We start from the raw sequence: 17,569 nt of genomic DNA, 5'->3' as shown, positions 1-17,569 counted from the left end.
CGCTTCTGTGATTTATTGCGTAAGCGTTGCTTGCCGTAGGCGTCGCATCCCTCTTTAAAAACTGTCCGGAGTATTGAATTAAGAGCATACTCTGTTAATTTTCGAGGATCGATAACGAGATGACTGACAAGTTCTTTCAGCTTCATGTTTGTTTAGATAACACTAATTTTAGCATCCAACAGGTTAAAGAGCTGTTTTGGGAACCTGATCGACTTTCAATTTTAGCTCTAACGTACAATAACTAATAACTAATAACCCACAACTACCACTGCGGCAGAGAAGCCATCAAAGCAGTCGCAGCCTCGCTCGGTAACGGCTTAGCAAAAAAATAACCCTGACCATATTCGCAGCCGATCGACCTCAACTTAGCTAATTGTGCCGCCGTCTCCACACCCTCAGCAATCACATCCATCCCCAAAGCGTGAGCCAGCGCCACAATCGTCCGCACGATCGCCACATTCTCCCCCTCGCTTTCGAGCTCCATCCGCCCCACAAACGACTTATCAACCTTCAAAGTATCCGTAGGAAACCGACTCAAATAACTCAACGACGAATAACCAGTGCCAAAATCATCAATTCCCAACTTGACATTTAACGCTTTCATCTGCTTCAAAACCGCGATCGCCGACTCCACATCATCCATCACCACACTCTCAGTAATCTCCAACTTCAAACTCTCGGCACTCAAACCCGTTGTTTCCAAAATCACCTTCAGGCGATCGACCAAATCCGGCTGAGCAAACTGCTTGCCAGATAAATTTACACTCATAATCAAAGGTCGATCGAAATCAAACATTCCCTCCCAAAGCCCCAACTGCCGACAAGCCTCCTCCAACACCCACTCACCCAGCGGCACAATTGCCCCCGTTTCCTCAGCCACCGGAATAAACTTCATCGGTGGAATCAAACCTCGCAGCGGATGTTGCCAACGCACCAAAGCCTCAAACCCAATAATCTTACCGCTTGCCAAAGATACAAACGGCTGGTAGTGCAGCAAAAACTCCCGACGCTTGAGGGCCATCCGCAAATCCGTCTCCAACTGCAACCTCTCCACCGCCAAATCGTGCATCGAAGCATTAAACACCTGATACCTTCCCGTTCCCAAAGCCTTCGCCCGGTACATCGCCGTGTGGGCGTCCCGCAGCAAGTGTTCCGGCTGTTCCCTGACATTAGCAGCGGGTTCGCCCCCGATGGCAATCCCGATGCTCGCAGTGACAAACACCTCCTGGCCCTTCAACTCAAAAGGTACAATTAAAGCTTTGTGAATTCGATCGGCCAAATTCACCGCACTGTCAACATCAATATTCCTCACCAAAATCGCAAAATCGTCGCCCCCCACCCGCGCCACAGTATCCCCGGAGCCAATAATCGCCCTCAACCGCAGCACCACCGCCATCAGCAGTTCATCCCCCACCAAATGACCCAAAGAATCATTAATCACCTTAAACCTGTCTAAATCCAAAAACAGCACCGCAAACAGATAGCTGCGCCGGCCCCTAGTATTGGCGATCATCGCCCGCCCCAGGCAATCCACGAACAAATCCCGGTTCGGCAAACCCGTTAGAGAGTCGTGAAAAGCATCGTAAAGCTTCCTGTAAGCACTGACACCCACACCAGTCACCACCAAACCCAAAGTCGGCGACACCAGCGGCACCCACCCACCCCAAATAAAAATCCCACAACTAATCCCCAACAGCCCCATCAATGCAGCACCCCCAGCCAATCCTGCCCTCACAGGGTGCTGAATCCGCCAAGCCAAAACCCCGCCCACCAACGCCCAAGCACCGTTCCACAAAATTTCCGCCCATTCGGGCCACACCCAAAATAGCGATCGCCCATCCAAAACCGCACTCAATATTTGGCTGAGCATTTGCGCGTGCAGCAACACCCCCGGCATTTTCGGACTTTGCTTTTTAACCGGGCTGTAGGGCGTCAAAAACAAATCTCTGGTACTCGGTGCCGTCGTCCCGATCAGCACAATCTTGTCCTTAACCCAGCTTGGGTCAATTTCTCCCTTCAATACCTGCCTGATACTGACTTGTCGCGCCACATCCTTACCAGAACGGTATTTGAGCAAAATTTGGTAGCCTTTGGCGTCGAGATTTGCATAGCCCCCGCTGTCAGCAGTTAAAGGCACAAATTCTGCCTTTCCCCAGTTGATTTGGTGGGGATGAACAGGGCTATTTTCCGGCTGCACTCTGTCTTTGAGATACAACAAAGCCACTTGCACAGAAAAAGAGAAAGCAGTATTCTTCTGTGCTTGGGAGACTGAGAGCAAATTGCGGCGTACAACGCCATCAGGATCGAGCACGAAGTCGTTAAAACCGACCCGATCGGGCGGTATCCCCGGGGGCGCACCCACTCCCTGACTTTCTGAATCGCTCAATTTATAGATCGCCACCACATTCGGTGCTTTCAGCCCGGCTAGCAATTCTTGGTGTCCCGGTGCTTGAGGCAAATCCCGGTACAAGTCCAAACCGATGACTTTTGGCTGATACTTTTGCAGTTTTGTCAAGGTTTGAGCGATCGCACCGTCGGAAATCGGAAATCTCCCCAAAGCTTGAATATCGGCCTCAGAAATTGCCACTACCAGCAGCCGCGGATCGGGGCCCGGATCTGGCTGCAAGCGCACTAACGAGTCAAAACTCCCCAATTCCAAGCTTTGCAGGCCTCCCAACTGCCGAACTCCCATATTCAGCAGCGTTACAGTCACGCCCGCAAGCATTGCAGGCAAAATCCTGACCCGTCGGTTTTGATAACTCAGGTCGAAGCCAGTTGCGACAGACATGACATATCGAAGATTTCGAGAGAATTTGGCAGTCACAGAAAAAATATGTCGGTGCAAATTAGCTTTGCAGTCTGTTCTTACAGAATTGAGCTTAATATGAGATTGAATGTAATTTTTTCAGAACTTGTGCCACAACCGAGTTTCTTTAAGCTAATTACTCGATTTGGCAAAGTATTTCTCGAATGGGAACCGGGTTTTTGAAGATTTGCTGACAAATCCTGTCTTTCATTCCTTGTTTCCCCAAATTCGCACAAGCGTTAAAATTTAGTCGATCTAACTTTCAGGATATTTTTGAGATGATGGCGAATCAACTTCCGATTCCGGTGATTGTTAACGGTGCTGCAGGCAAAATGGGCCGCGAAGTAATTAAGGCGATCGCCCATGCTAGTGACATGACCTTATTTGGGGCTGTAGACCGCTCTCCTGAGTGCCTCAACGCCGATGCCGGCGAATTAGCCGGATGCGACCCGTTAGAAGTTCCCATCACAGACGACTTGCAAGGAATGCTGGTATTAGCAGCTCAGGAAAAGCAGTTAGGCGTGATGGTAGATTTTACGCACCCGAAATCGGTTTATGAAAACGTGCGATCGGCAATAGCTTACGGAGTTCGCCCAGTAGTCGGCACTACCGGATTGAGCAGCAAGCAAATTGAAAACTTAGCTGAATTTGCTGACAAAGCCAGCATCGGCTGTTTGATCATACCCAATTTCTCGATCGGCATGGTTTTGCTCCAACAAGCCGCCGTCACGGCATCTCAGTATTTTGAACACGTAGAAATTATCGAGCTGCACCACAATCAAAAAGCCGACGCTCCCAGCGGCACGGCGATTCAAACTGCCCAAATGTTAGCAGAAATGGGAAAAACTTTCAATCTGCCAGAAGTTGAGGAAACCGAAAAATTGCCGGGAGCTCGGGGTTCAGTGGCCGATGAAGGGATTCGCATTCACAGCATCCGTTTACCCGGTTTAATTGCCCACCAAGAGGTAATTTTTGGCGGCGCCGGTCAAGTTTATACTTTACGACACGATACGAGCGATCGAGCTTGTTATATGCCCGGAGTCTTGCTGTCTATACGCAAAGTCCTTGAACTGCGATCGCTCGTTTACGGCCTGGAAAAAATCTTGTAGTCATTAGTCATTAGTCATTAGTCATTGGTAATGGGGAATTAATCTAACTTCTAACTTTTGACTTCTAACTTCTGATTTCTGACTTCAACCTCAATCCGTTAAATCCGTTACAACCCTTATATAATTCGCTGCCGAACAGACATCCGTTGCATCCGTTACAAAATCTGTTGCCGAACTTCCTATGCTAATTCCCTTAACCCGCCAAACCTTTCAAGAACTAATTCCCGCCGTCGCCACGGGAGTTCAATACAAATATTGCTGGGGGAAACCGCCCGATTTCTTGAGGAGAATGTTAATCTCTGCGGTTATCGTAATTCTCGTGCTGGTTGTCTACAGCTTCGTCGGTTCCGATGTCGGGCCGCTAGTTTTAATCACCGGATTGATAGCTGGTTTGTACTGGCTGTGGGGGCCGATTTTGTGGGCGAGTTTGCGGAATGCAGAATGTCGCAAATATCAATACGGCGGTTTTTGGCAAGGACGAGTTTTGGATATTTACATCACAGATGAAGTCACCAGTCAAGAAGAAACAGTCAATCAAAAAGGACAACTCGTAATAATTGACAACCTAGAACCGCGAATCAACTTAGAAGTTGGCGACAAAACCGGATTTACCACTACACTTCGAGCTCCCTTGCGGAAAGAACACCAAGGAATTGTCCCCGGCCAAGCTGCTTTAATGTTAATCATGTCAAATCAAGAAGATTTGAGCACGATTACCAAAGTATCAGATATTTATATTCCCAGCCGCGACGTGTGGGTGAGCGACTATCCTTATTTACGCAGGGATTTGTTTGTCGAGATGAGCCAGCAAATTAAAAAAGGTAGGAAAAAAGACCGCGATCGCACTAATCAAAGCAGAGATGTAAAAAGGCGATCGCCCGCTGATTATTAATATTGATCGTAGCCACAAATTTAAGAGCGATTTCAGGTGAAAATTAGGACAAAATTCACAAGATAGCAGCTAATGCCTACGGTTCTTCAGGTTGACCCCTACAGTTTCATCTTTTTTAGTTCCGATAGAGGCGAACCCGCCCACATTCATGTTAAGCGCGATCGGCAACTTGCCAAATTTTGGATGAATCCTGTATCTCTAGAAAAAAATCGAGGCTTCAAAGAGCATGAATTAAATCAGATTGCTCGTCTTGTAGAGGAATATGAACAAATATTGTTGGAGGCTTGGCATGACTACTTTGGTACTTGAAACAGAACCCCTCGTAATTAAAGTCACGGTGACAGATGAAAAAGTAATTGTGGACTTAGTTGATGGTCGCAGTTTGAGCGTGCCCTTAGCTTGGTATCCCCGTTTGTTGCACGGTACCCCGGAGGAAAGACATAATTGGCAGCTACTTGGAGATGGTTATGCCATTGAATGGGTTGATTTAGACGAACATATTGGAGTTGAAGGTTTGCTAGCCGGCCGACGCAGCAGTGAAAGTCAACGATCGTTTGAAAGTTGGTTAATTAACCGCAACACTGCTCAAAATAATCCAGAACGACTAATGACTAATGACTGCTGACTTCTCGATCAACTGTTCCCCTCTTGGCCGTAAGCTTGCCAAGCCAAATCGACCAGCCCGTTAACAATAGCCACAGCTACCACGGCAGAGCCCTTGCGGCCCTCAATCCGAATGTGAGGAATCATCGAATCGTGCAGCCGCGACTTAGCCACGTCCACCCCCACAAACCCAGAAGGAGTTCCAATTACCAAAGCCGGCCGAATTTCCTCAGATTCAATCAAATCTACGATCGCCGACAAAGCAGTTTGAGCCTGGCCCACCACAAAAATCCCCTCAGGATAGCGTCTTGCCAAAGTTTCAATCCCCCAAGCAGCCCGCGTCCTTTCCTTTTGGGGGCGTGTCAAAGCCTCCATCGAACAGTAAACCGGATTCGCAAAGGTACTTTGGATTAGGGGCGTAATGCCCACCTGCACCATCGGCACATCTACCACGATCGTAGTCCGAGCAGCCAAAGCAGCCGCCCCAGCCTGCAAAGCCTGATCGGAAAAACTAATTAAAGACTTGTACTCAAAATCAGCAGTCGCATAAATCACGCGGCGGACTATTTCGTACTCCGCCGCTGAAAAACCGTGGTCGCCAATTTCGTTATCGATTAATCCCAGACTCTGGGCATCGCTTACGTGCCATTCCATTTGTTGGATAGCTGTCGCCTCTGAGTTGTCAGGTATCAGCTTACCAGCTTTTAGTCATTCGTTGACTGTTGAGTAAAATCTGCTTTCCTGTCAACTACTTTCCTGTCAACTGCTTTCCTGTCAACAAATGACTAAGTTTCCGACGAAGAAGATTTGCCCAACACCGGAGTCAGGAATGCCACCAAAACTCCGATCGCAAAACCGGCCACATTCCGAACCACAGGCAACCAGTCAGAAGTCCGAGTCACCACCGGCCCAAGTCCGAAAGCGAAAAACAGAATGCCCCACAGCGGCGAAAAAATCAGCGCCCACTGCCAAGCCACAACCTGTCCCGGCTTCCGAGGCTGAGCCGCAAACCCGCAGATGACGCCGCCAACCACCGACGTAATTAACGTCAGAATCCACTGTTCCCTCGGCAAACCGGGAACCACGCGGCATCCGCCCTGACGCAAACAGCCTTCTATCGACTCCAAAGATTCAATAATCGCTCGATCTTCCCCATTGTCCCGCACAAAAAATTGATTACCGTAGCGGGTTTGCAGTTCCACCCAAAAAGTGCGCGGCAGCAGCGGATACAGCGAGTCGCCCACATTAAAATTGAGCAAATTGCCCCCTCGGGGGTCAGCAACTAGCAACACACTCTTGTTATCTAGCCCCCAATAACTTTTAACAGCCAAACCGGGCGTGCGATCGTACTGAGTGAGCACTCGCAGTTTCCAGCCGGTTTCGGCTTCAAATGCCTTTAAATTTTTTGCCAAATTTTGTTCTTCAATATCCGTAAGGGCTTTAGCTAAGTCAATGATCGGCGTCTGAGTTGACGGCAACAAATCGGGATTATTGAAAGCGTGGGCTGCTGGTGCGATCGCCCACACGGACAAAGCCAGAAAAAACGCGGCAACAGAGGCTAGAAATTTTCGCGGGAAAAGCTGTGACATAGGAACTTATAATCCGGGTCTTAATTGTGAATGCTAGCTGGCCGTCTTAACCAGAGGATAAGAGAAAACTCATATTTCTTTACAATTATTTACTTTACAGGAAGCCGAGAGCAAGGGGAAGGGTTCGGGGAAGGAAAGTTTGGAATCCTTCTTCCCTCTTCCATCTTCCTTCAGACTAAAATTGAGATTTTGCCCCAACCCCGTCACAGAGACGCCGATCGCGATCGCTCACATTAGGATTAGTTCTCAGATAATCCCCCACCCAATCGCAGCCCCTCACCAGCAAATCGTCAAGATCCAAATTCCACAAAATCACCCGATTATCCCGGCCTGCAGAAGCCAGAACCTTCCCATCCGGGCTAAAACTCACGCTCATCACGCTATCCTTGTGACCCGTCAAAGTTTTCAGCAAAGTCCCGCTGCGACTCCACAGCTTCACCTTATGATCGTAACTGCCCGAAGCAACCAACAAACCATCCGGGCTAAAACCAACGCTAGTCACGCTGTCGCTAGAACCTTTCAGCAGCGTCGCCACCAAAGTCCCGTCCACCTTCCACAATTTCACCGAATTGTCGTAACCAGCCGAAGCCAGCATTTTGCCATCAGGGCTAAAAGCAACCCCCAACACAAAACTGTTGTGAGCTCCTTCAAAAGTTCTCAGCAAACGACCGTCCCGATTCCAGAGTTTGAGAGTACCGTCATCGCTTGCAGAAGCCAGCATCGAGCCGTCGGGACTGAAAGTCACCCCAGTCACCCAGCCTGTGTGTCCCGTCAAAGTTTTAATCAACCTGCCGTTTCTAGTCCAGAGTTTCACAGTCTTATCCTTGCTCCCCGAAGCGAGTATCTGGCTGTCAGGGCTAAAACTCACGCTCATCACGCTGTCGGCGTGGGCGTCGAGAGTGAACAGCACAGAAGGCGAACACGGGAATAGCGGGGCCGAAGGACAAGGGAGAATATTATTCATGCCATCTTCTGTCAAACTCCAGACTTTCACCGTTTTGTCGTAACTCCCAGAAGCAAGTAGCTGGCCGTCGGGGCTGAAACTGACGCTGGCGACTCTCTGAGTGTGTCCTTCCAAGGTTTCTAGCAAAACCCCCGTGCGACTCCAGAGTTTGATAGTTTTGTCTGTAGAAGCAGAAGCCAGCCTTTGGCCGTCGGGGCTAAAAGTAACGCCTTGCACCCGGTTTTGGTGTCCGTCGAGGGTTTTGAGTGGCACGTCATCGAGCCGCCACAGCCTGACAGTTTTGTCAAAACTTGCCGAAGCCAGGGTTTTGCCTTCGGGGCTAAAACTCACCTGAGTAACTCGATCGGCGTGTCCTTCAAAAGTTCTCAGCAAACGACTCTCTGGTTTAATGTTGCTAGCATCGGTTGGGCGTTTGTCGCCAACACCAGCCAGACTCCAGAGTTTGACAGTCCCGTCTGCACTTCCCGAAGCAAGTGTTTGACCGTCGGGAGAGAAACTGACACCAAATACCCACTTGCTGTGTCCCCGCAAAGTTGTTAGCAGTTCACCTTTTTTTGCTTGTGTTGAATTTTCGGTTGCTGGGTGTTTGAGTGCAGCGAGGCTCCAGATTTTCACCGTTTTATCTTCACCCGCACTGGCGATCGTTTCACCATCCGGGGAGAAACTGACGGTGTAAATTTTCGAGGGTTGTCTGTTTTCGCTGTGCCAGAAATTAGCGATTAACCGACCGTCAGAACTCCAAAGTTTCACAGTACCGTCATCGCTCGCCACAGCGATTATGTTGCCGTCGCGGCTGAAGCTTAGCCAATTTACAGGAGCAAATTGTTCGATCGTTCGCAGCAGCGTGCCGTCGGTTTTCCAAAGTTTGATAGTTTTATCTGTAGAGCCACTGGCGATCGTTTGACCGTCAGGGCTAAAAGCAACGCTGGTAACGCTATTAGTATGCCCGTTGAAAGTTGCCAGCAAACTGCCGTCTGTTTGCCAAATTTTGACAGTTTTATCTAAACTTGCCGAGGCGATGATTTTGTTGTCGGGACTGAACGTGACACAGGAGACGCTGTTAGTATGGTCTTTGAAAGTTGCCAGCAAACTGCCATCGCGCCGCCAAAGTTTGACAGTTTTATCTACACTGGAAGAAGCGATTGTTTCGCCGTCTGGACTGAAGCTAAGACCCCAAACTACATCGCCGTGTCCCTCTAAGCGGTTGCGTTCTTTGACTCCATAAACTGCCTGCTGGAGGGCAGCAGAAATCAGAATTTCGGTGTCTTTGAGAGTATACATTTGTTGGGAGTTTTCGATTTGTTTCCACTTTTTGCCAGCTCTCAAACTTTCCATCATGGCGTCAAATTTGTTGTTTGAGAAATAAAGTGCTTCAGAAGCTGCTGTTAGGGTACTGATTTCGGCTCGCTGAGTTTGAGCGACAGCTAGCTGTTTTTGACCCACGGCCCGCCACCAAAAGTTTACGGCGGCGATGGTGGAACTGGTTAGCAGCATGACGCCGATCACTGCTACTCCCAGCAGTTGTTTGAGAAAAGTATTGGCTCGGTAGAGCTGTGCTTGACTCATTTTTTTGTCTGCTTCTGCTTTGTGCAGTCTGGCTTCTAAGCCGAATCTTTGGCGGATCGGTCGCACTAAATAGTCGTGTACCAATTGATAGCGGTCTTCGGGCGCTTCTCGTAGCAGAAATAGCAAACCGTGACCAACTAAAATGTCTAAAATTAAGTCGAGGTTGTCGGTTTTCTTTTGTCGGCTTTCAGGGTCTTTTGCGAACTGTCGCTGTAGGGAAAGTCGGTTTCTGCCGATCGCCGATAATTCGGTTTCGCGGGCATCGGCTGGCGACGGACCTGTAACTAACGAGAGTTCGTGTTTGGTTTTTATCAGGCGAACGCCTCTTTCATCTGTCAGGGAAAACAAGATTTTCCACGCTGCATCTTCGTTAACCAGACCGCAGTCAGAGATGACTCCTTCGAGCGATCGTTTCACTAATTCCGCTTTGGGATTGTCCCCCAATTGCTGGTATTGTGCTAGACTGGTAATACCTTCTTCTTGCAGTTGCGCTCCTACTACCTGCAATTCGATTGGTCGCACTTCTTGCAGTTCGTCTGCTAAATCTTCTACGAAGGCATCGATAAGTGCAGGCTCTAAATAAAATTCCGCCCGTTCTGTTAAGTGTCCAATGACAGCCCGCGCGTCTTTGATAGAAAAACTCCGCAGTTGGTAGCGGATGCTTTTGTCGAGAATATTATTGTTAATAGCGTCAAGATTTGGGAAGCGATCGCAATCTAGTAAGTAGTGCAAATAATCTTCGCGCAAGCACAGAATTATCTTGACATAAGGCAAATTCAAAAACAACCGCAAAAAATTATAAAATAGTTGTCTTTGTGCCACTGAAGTCGAAACAAAGAAAAACTCTTCAAATTGATCGAAAATCAGCACAGTCAACAAATTATTTGTGGCATTTTCGCGCAACTGATCTATAATAAAAGAAGAGACTTCCGAGCTGCGAGCAGGAATAACCGAGCAACTTTTTTTGTGGATTCCCTGTAGTCCTTTCGAGATTAATTTACTTTCCTCTTCGGCTTGTTTGTCGTACAGTGCGCTGTTCAAAGCATTTTCTAACTCCACCAGCCAGTCGGTGTAAACTTTGACTACTACGGGCAATGTATCCCGCCCGCCCGGAGTAATATTTTTCAAAGCTGGTACTAAGCCGGCATTGACTAGAGAACTTTTCCCAACACCGCTGGGCCCATGAATAATAGTTAATTTATGGTCGTCCCTGCTAATTCTTTCTAGCAAGCTATTGATATCTTTTTGGCGCGAGTAAGCTGTCATGGACGCTGCGATGGCAGCTTGGTTTTGAGCTGAGGGACCTGAAGGATTGACCGCTTGGCGCTGCTGCTGCAATTGGCTGGCTCCGATAAAAGCTCTAAATCCGTATTGATATTCGATCGAACGCTGGGTTTTTTTAATCCGAAACGCTTTAAGATACTCTCCCTGCTCGAAATAAACCGCTTGCAATTCTGTCAAAATATCGATGTAAAGTCGGGGGTCGTACTTCGGCTCGCTTTGAGATTGAGCCAACTCCAAAGAATGAACCGCCGCTTCCCACTGGCCTAGCTGCCGCAAACTTCGGGCTAAAAGTAAAAGATACGAACTCCTGTCGGATTTAGGATGTTGGATTTTAGATTTGGGTTCGTTACTTAACTCGTTAGGGCCCACAAATTCTGGATAATTTCCCTCAAACCCCAATCTCAAATCTTCAATCAGCAATCTCAAATCATTAGGCGTTTGATCCAAAATCGCCAAAGCCAACTCGGCTAGCTGGCGGGCTTGACTCCACCTCGACTGTTGCAGGGCAACTTCCGCCAAAAAGCCGTAATCTTGAGCTAGTTGGCTGGGAGTACCGTAAGTGAAGTGCAACTGCAAAGAATTTTCCGCTAATGCTTGCAACTCTCCCCAAGCTTTCAGGCGCTGCAGGACTTCTCCGAGGTGTGCTGTCACCTCAGCTACCAATTCCGGGCGTGAGGCAAGGGAGAAAGCGTTTCTAGATTGTTCCAGGCTAATCCAAGCTTGTTCCCAGTGGTGGCGGTTGGCTACCGGGTTTCTGGCTGCTTGCAACCGGTGACATAGGGCTATGTGAAACAGCACTATGCCTTCTCTCTCTAAAAATAAAATTTTGGGGACAGGATTCGACAAGGAGGAGAAGGTTTCTGGGTTTTCGGGATGTTCCAAGTTGGCCAGTTCCCAGTTGCCCGTTTTCTGCTGCCAAAATACTAAACTTTCTTGGTAGTGAATTAAGGCAGTTTCGGTTTGGTCGCTGACATAGTAATCTCGACCGAGAACGAATTGCAGGCTGGCTTTGAGGGCGGGTTCTAATTCTTCACCGCGATTTTGTAAATCTCTTAAAGCTAATTCTAGTTCTCGGCGTGGCAAAGAGCCGATCGCCAAATCGAAGGTATTGCCCGGACTCAATGGCGAATAGGAGTGGAGATCTGATTGTCGTCGGTTTTGGGGCCCTGAGTTAAAAGTTAGAAAGCGTTCTCCAGGGCTGATTTCGCGCTCCAGGCCGCTTTTTTCGCACTGGGTTTCGCAGGTTTCACAACTAGCGATGGTGCTGACGTTGCTGCTGGCGAGTTCTTGATTGAGTTCGCCTATTTTAAATATAGTATCGGCTCGCCTAGCGAGGAAATTAATTAATTCGTCAACGCCCATTTCAAATTTAATTGTGGCGGCGGCCCAACTTTTGAAATCCGGGGCCAGACGAATCATTTTGGTCACGATGTCATCTGTTACCCACAAAATTACCGGGCAGGAAAAATTTTTGCGAAATTCGTCTCGCACTTGATTGGTAGAGGCCATCAGTTCGTCGATCGCTACTACTGTTTCTAAACCAAATACCATCAAAGCCGAGGCAGAAACCACAGGCGAGTACCCCTCCTGGAAAGTGCTTGCCTGCAGGGTAGTGTAAAGGGTTTTGACTGAAGCTGGCAGGACGAGATATTGAATGGGAACTGGGGACACTTCTCGCAGTCGTTGCGCTATTTGCTGGCGCAACTGCTCGTAGTTGCAGCGCACCAAAATTAGCGAGAATTGGTGTTGAGACATTGCGATGGATCTTACCAGAGTTTTGAGCGATCGCTCGTTGTAGTTAGCAGTTTCTTGTGCCTTAATTAGATCGGTCATGCGTGCACCTCTTTTGCCTAAATCAATTACCTAACTCTCGCCAATCGTGACTGAAAGCGTATCTACTTAGAGATGGTCGTCCCTGTCTGACGCTTTATCTCTGTATAAATACGTAGTTTTCCGTACTTCTCCTATCAATACTTAGATAGTTATTAGATCCAATGTAAAGATATCATACCTTTCAATCTCAGAGAATGCTAGACTTCCAAATAAAAATTTAATGCTGCCTTAGATTTTTTGATTCAGCGAGATATAAAAAACTACCTATCATAAATAGCCAACTGCTAAGCTCATAATCATACCGACGGCTAGCTATTAGTAAACAACTCCGATATATCTGTAGCAGGCATTTAACACAACCGAAAAAAAAAATGTCGTCGGGGATGGGATTATGTGAAATTAAGAGCAACAGGTAAAAATAGAAATAGGGGGTATGACATTGCAGATATGAGAGTTGAAAGTGGGCAAAGTCCTTAGTGGCGGCAAAGTTTTACACGACAATAACATTCACCGCCTATAGCCAGCATTCAACAGAAATCAGCCAGTGGCAAAAACCGCTGACTGATTTCTTTATTAAATTGTAAGATTTCGGAGTTGTGAGAGATGAATTTTCAGTTAAATACTTTCTAACTCCCTCGTGGTTAAGGGTTCTTAGAGTCACGAAGCTATCTCAAAAATCCTAACTATTTTGCTTCAGTGCGCTGCAGCCACTCCTTATATTTTCTGGTTTCTGCTAGGGCTGGATTAATCCCAAACCAACGACCTTCTTGATCGCGGTATTCAAAGACAAACATACTTCGCAACAAAATTTGAGACTCTTCTTCGCCGGTTACACTTTGTCGCTTGACGACTTGAAACAGCAATTCCCATTCCATGTCATTGATGGCTCCCAAAAGGTCATCGCGATATTCTTGAATGACGCTTTCGAGGCATTCGCGAGAGAAGGGAGGGTCTTCGTGCTGCAAACAGCTATACAAAAGCATCAGTAGATTGCGAACGTGACCGCCACTAATCCGGCAAAGCCGATCTAAAGTTTCGGGAGAGTCAAACACCTGGGAAATCAAATCAATGCGTTGATCGGGAGCAACTTTCGGGAAAGCTCTAGCTAATACTAGCTGGCGCAGCAGTGCCATTCCTTCGAGGTGGTCGTCGCCCGATCGCATTTGCACTGGTACCATCGGCATCACCTTGGGCTTGACTCCAAATCGACTGGCGAGGCGGCCGAAATCGTTGGAAAAAATCAAAGTCAAGGGAATCGTGTAGACAACATGGCAATTAAGTTTTTTCAACTGTTCGCCACGGTCTAAAAACAAGTATTCTGGCTGGGTGCGTCCGCTGGGTTTGAGGGAGGCATCGAGGCGATCGAGGTTGTCAACGATGACTGCGAGCCCTTTTTTGCCTTGCTGCTTAAGTTCGGCGTTAGCTTTGTTGAGGAGTTCTTCGTTGATCGACTGCAAAATGCTGTTGGTGCGGGGTTCGAGATATTGCCTAAGTTGCGATCGCAGTTTGGGAGAGTCTTTAGTTTTAGCAGTCACTCTAGCAATGCCTACAGATAACTCGGCTTCCGCTGACAAATCTATGGGAGTCTGCAAAAATTCTGCCACTTCTGCAAACAGATTGGTAAAATAGCTCGGTCTGAGTTTGATTTTAGCGGATTCCATAGTTTCGCTGACTTGGCGCGCAATGCTCAGCAAAATATCGCTGATATCTACATCCCCCATGTCTAAGTCTTGGGAAGACTCAAAGTAGACGACGCAAAAACCCTCTTGCTCTAACTCAGCTTTCAGTCGAAACAATTCCGTAGATTTGCCACACCCGATATGTCCTGTAAATAGCTGACAGGTTGGCTCGTTGGGGGAGATGCGGGTAATGGTTCGCTGTAAAGATTCAATGATTTTGCCGCCACGCACGGAACCAAAATCAATGTAGTATTGATAATCCCCTGGGTCTCCAGCAACAAGGGTCTTGCTCGGGTTGCAGGCTTTATAGAATCTGTCTAATTCGAGTGCGCTCACAATTGAAGCCGAATAAAAGTTAAAAAAGTTAATCGAAAGTCTAAACTTTCTTTAGTTGAGTTTAGTTTGATTTGTAACCTTTTGCCCTGTGGGGTAATGCCCTAAATACCCAAAGAACCTTTATCAGGTAAGGGGTTTTCCGGGCGCTGGAATTGGGAATTTTTAATTAATAATTTTTTATTACTTAGCGGGATCAGTGATATTACTTATATTGGCAGGAGTATGGGTAAATTTGCGGGGATCTGGTTAAATGGTAGGGGAAAACAGGGTTCCAGAGAGGGAGATTAAACAGTTTTGAATTTGTGCTAATCCTTAATTACTATATTGTCAAGACGTAGATGGCTAGTTTTGGAGCGGTTTCTCAAACAGAGTTAGGGCGCAGGCGCCAAAAGTTGCGGCAGCAGAGGCGCGCTCGATTGGCGGCTCTGGTGTGGCAAATGCTAGCAGCGAGCGCAATCGCTGGAGGTTTGCTGTGGTGGATTGCTCAGCCGGCTTGGTTGATTGCCCGATCGGAACAAGTGAAGGTGGAGGGCAATCAGTGGCTATCAGATAAGGCGGTGCGGTCTTTGATGCCGCTGTCTTACCCGCAGTCGCTGTGGGGGATTCAACCGCAGGCGCTGGCCGAAAAGCTGGAGTCAACGGGGCCGATCGCCAAAGCGAAGGTGACTCGCAACTTGTTTCCCCCGAGTTTGACTGTAGAAGTGGCAGAACGCCTGCCGGTGGCGGTGGCGCAGCCGACAGCGGTGTTGAGATCCAACAGCGACAAGGAAAAAGTGGGGTGGCTGGACGCTCGCGGAGGTTGGATGCCGTCGGATAGTTATACTGCTGTGCGATCGCAGAATAGTTCGATCGGGCCCGGCAGCGATCGAGGAACGCAGCCTCAGCGTTCTTTGCCCACTTTAAAAGTCATCGGGCCTTTGGAACTGTATCGCGCCTCTTGGCCGAAGTTTTACGAAGGACTCAGCGGCTTGACGGTGAAAGTGTTTGAGATTAATTGGCAAGACGCGAAAAACTTGATCTTGAAAACAGAGATCGGTACCGTACACTTAGGGCCGTACAGTTCCAAGACTGCGGAGCAACTTAAGGTTTTAGACCGAATGCGACAATTGCCAAAACAGCTAGATTCAAGCAAAATAGCCTACATTGACTTGAAAAATCCTGCTTCCCCGATCGTCCATTTGCCAGAACTCCCCCCCAGTTTGGAGAGTTCCACTCCCGCACCCACTCGCACCCAGAATTGAGCCTCTGTCAACAGAAGGTAGAAGGTATCGCGAGCGATCGGCAGAATTTTTACCCATCAGGATAAATACGTAGGTATTGAAATAAGGAGAGTTTTTTTGATACCCCTCCGCGTCGGAAAAAAACAATCAGATTTTTGTTTCCATACCAATTGGGGAAGGGATACTAGCCCTTTTTTTCCTTCTGCGTTGCGTACAAGTACCTGGATCTAGTCAAGCACCTTGATGGCGTCAAGCGAGGTCTGGGCTAGCGAGACCGACAAAATCCGAGATTGCTAACATTAAGCATTGATCAGTGTTAGTTTTTCGCGCAACTTAGCCTATAGTTGATTGTGAATTGGCGTTTAGTTAACAAGCTGTAATCTACTATCCCCGACTCTAATGAAGCTTAATAATAGACAGGGGTCTGACCAAGACAGTCCCCCTTCGGAAGAAGTAAAAAATTTTCCGGTGGCTGCAGATTCCGCCAATCCGTTTAGACGCAAGTCTGGTTATGTAAATGTAGATAGTATTGATATCGATCCTATGGTCAATCCCAAAGACATAATGCCCAGCAGCGCCGCCAAAATCAAAGTAATTGGCGTCGGCGGTGGTGGGGGCAACGCCGTTAACCGGATGATTGCTAGCGAGGTTTCTGGTGTCGAGTTTTGGTGCGTGAATACAGATTCCCAAGCTCTGGTTCTCTCAAATGCTCCGAAACGCTTGCAAGTAGGACAGAAGTTGACGCGCGGTTTGGGCGCCGGGGGCAATCCGGCGATCGGTCAAAAGGCTGCGGAGGAATCTCGCGACGAGGTTGCTAATGCTCTGAATCATGCGGATTTGGTGTTTATCACGGCCGGCATGGGCGGCGGTACGGGCACGGGCGCGGCTCCGATCGTGGCTGAGGTCGCTAAAGAAATGGGCGCCTTGACTGTGGGCATAGTGACGCGGCCTTTTACGTTTGAGGGACGGCGGCGCACCAGCCAAGCTGAGGAAGGGATTGCGGCTTTGCAAACCCGGGTGGATACGCTGATCGTAATTCCTAACGACAAGCTGCTGTCTGTGATTTCGGAACAAATGCCGGTACAAGAGGCTTTTCGAGTTGCTGACGATATCCTGCGCCAAGGGGTTCAGGGTATTTCTGACATTATTACTATTCCCGGTTTAGTGAATGTTGACTTTGCTGACGTGCGGGCAGTAATGGCGGATGCGGGTTCGGCTTTGATGGGCATCGGCGTGGGTTCGGGCAAGTCGCGGGCTAGGGAGGCTGCAATGCAGGCTATTTCTTCGCCTCTGCTGGAAGCTTCGTCTATTGAGGGCGCTAGAGGTGTGGTGTTTAACATCACTGGCGGTACTGACATGACGTTGCACGAGGTGAATGCGGCGGCTGAGACGATTTACGAGGTTGTCGATCCGAATGCCAATATTATTTTTGGAGCGGTGATTGACGAGCGGCTTCAGGGCGAAATTAAGATTACTGTGATCGCTACTGGTTTTTCGGGAGAAGTTCCGTCGCCTCCGGCTCCGGGGCGGACGCAAAATGTTAATGCTCCTTGGCGGGCTGCAACTGTGCCGACGACTCCTGCTCAACAGACGCCTGATCCGAAAGCGAAACCGCCGCAGGATTTGGGATTGGATATTCCTGAGTTTTTGCGTAACCGTCGCCCGCCTAGATAAATGTGGATTTGGGA

Annotated in this window: 11 protein-coding genes; 6 read left to right on the top strand and 5 right to left on the bottom strand. The window is 48.3% G+C overall.

What is annotated here, in order from left to right:
• Positions 1–262: 262 nt before the first annotated feature.
• Positions 263–2,788 carry an EAL domain-containing protein gene (locus QUA70_RS09360; RefSeq protein WP_333331026.1) on the bottom strand — a complete coding sequence of 842 codons (2,526 nt, stop codon included), beginning with the start codon at positions 2,786–2,788 and terminating at the stop codon, positions 263–265.
• A 299-nt stretch (positions 2,789–3,087) separates the two neighbouring features.
• Between QUA70_RS09360 and dapB the strand changes: the two genes are divergently transcribed.
• From dapB to QUA70_RS09340, 4 genes are all read left to right on the top strand, one after another.
• The gene (dapB, locus tag QUA70_RS09355) at positions 3,088–3,915 is read left to right on the top strand and encodes a 4-hydroxy-tetrahydrodipicolinate reductase (RefSeq protein ID WP_333346453.1); all 828 of its coding nucleotides are present in this window, start codon (positions 3,088–3,090) and stop codon (positions 3,913–3,915) included.
• A gap of 181 nt (positions 3,916–4,096) precedes the next feature.
• Positions 4,097–4,807 (top strand): phosphate ABC transporter permease, encoded by a 711-nt coding sequence (locus QUA70_RS09350; RefSeq protein WP_333346337.1) that lies wholly within the window; start codon positions 4,097–4,099, stop codon positions 4,805–4,807.
• Positions 4,808–4,879: 72 nt separating this feature from the next.
• Positions 4,880–5,116, top strand: a complete 237-nt coding sequence (locus QUA70_RS09345; protein ID WP_333346339.1) for a DUF4160 domain-containing protein — start codon at positions 4,880–4,882, stop codon at positions 5,114–5,116.
• Positions 5,097–5,432, top strand: coding sequence for a DUF2442 domain-containing protein (locus QUA70_RS09340; RefSeq protein ID WP_333346342.1), 336 nt, complete (start codon positions 5,097–5,099; stop codon positions 5,430–5,432). Before QUA70_RS09345 ends, QUA70_RS09340 begins: the two co-directional genes overlap by 20 nt.
• Positions 5,433–5,440: 8 nt before the next feature.
• On the opposite strand, the gene QUA70_RS09335 is transcribed toward QUA70_RS09340, so the two are convergent.
• The 4 genes from QUA70_RS09335 to QUA70_RS09320 form a co-directional block, all read right to left on the bottom strand.
• Complete coding sequence (locus tag QUA70_RS09335; protein WP_015179019.1) at positions 5,441–6,064, bottom strand: precorrin-8X methylmutase; 624 nt, start codon at positions 6,062–6,064, stop codon at positions 5,441–5,443.
• Positions 6,065–6,195: 131 nt separating this feature from the next.
• Entirely contained in the window at positions 6,196–6,999 is an 804-nt protein-coding gene (locus tag QUA70_RS09330; protein ID WP_333346345.1) for a TPM domain-containing protein, read from the bottom strand.
• Positions 7,000–7,174: 175 nt separating this feature from the next.
• A complete protein-coding gene (locus QUA70_RS09325; RefSeq protein WP_333346348.1) occupies positions 7,175–12,646 on the bottom strand; it encodes a WD40 domain-containing protein in 5,472 nt (1,823 codons plus the stop codon).
• 683 nt (positions 12,647–13,329) lie between these two features.
• Positions 13,330–14,661: a P-loop NTPase fold protein gene (locus QUA70_RS09320; protein WP_333346351.1), complete on the bottom strand. Its 1,332-nt coding sequence runs from the start codon at positions 14,659–14,661 to the stop codon at positions 13,330–13,332.
• Positions 14,662–14,999: 338 nt separating this feature from the next.
• Here QUA70_RS09320 and QUA70_RS09315 point away from each other — a divergent pair, with 338 nt between their 5' ends.
• Complete coding sequence (locus QUA70_RS09315; protein WP_333346354.1) at positions 15,000–15,902, top strand: FtsQ-type POTRA domain-containing protein; 903 nt, start codon at positions 15,000–15,002, stop codon at positions 15,900–15,902.
• Between the two features lie 378 nt (positions 15,903–16,280).
• Positions 16,281–17,555, top strand: coding sequence for a cell division protein FtsZ (ftsZ, locus tag QUA70_RS09310; RefSeq protein ID WP_333027130.1), 1,275 nt, complete (start codon positions 16,281–16,283; stop codon positions 17,553–17,555).
• Positions 17,556–17,569: the final 14 nt, after the last annotated feature.

It is taken from the genome of Microcoleus sp. LAD1_D5 (assembly GCF_036702115.1).
GTDB lineage: Bacteria > Cyanobacteriota > Cyanobacteriia > Cyanobacteriales > Microcoleaceae > Microcoleus.
This window is presented reverse-complemented; position numbering and strand designations above follow the sequence as displayed.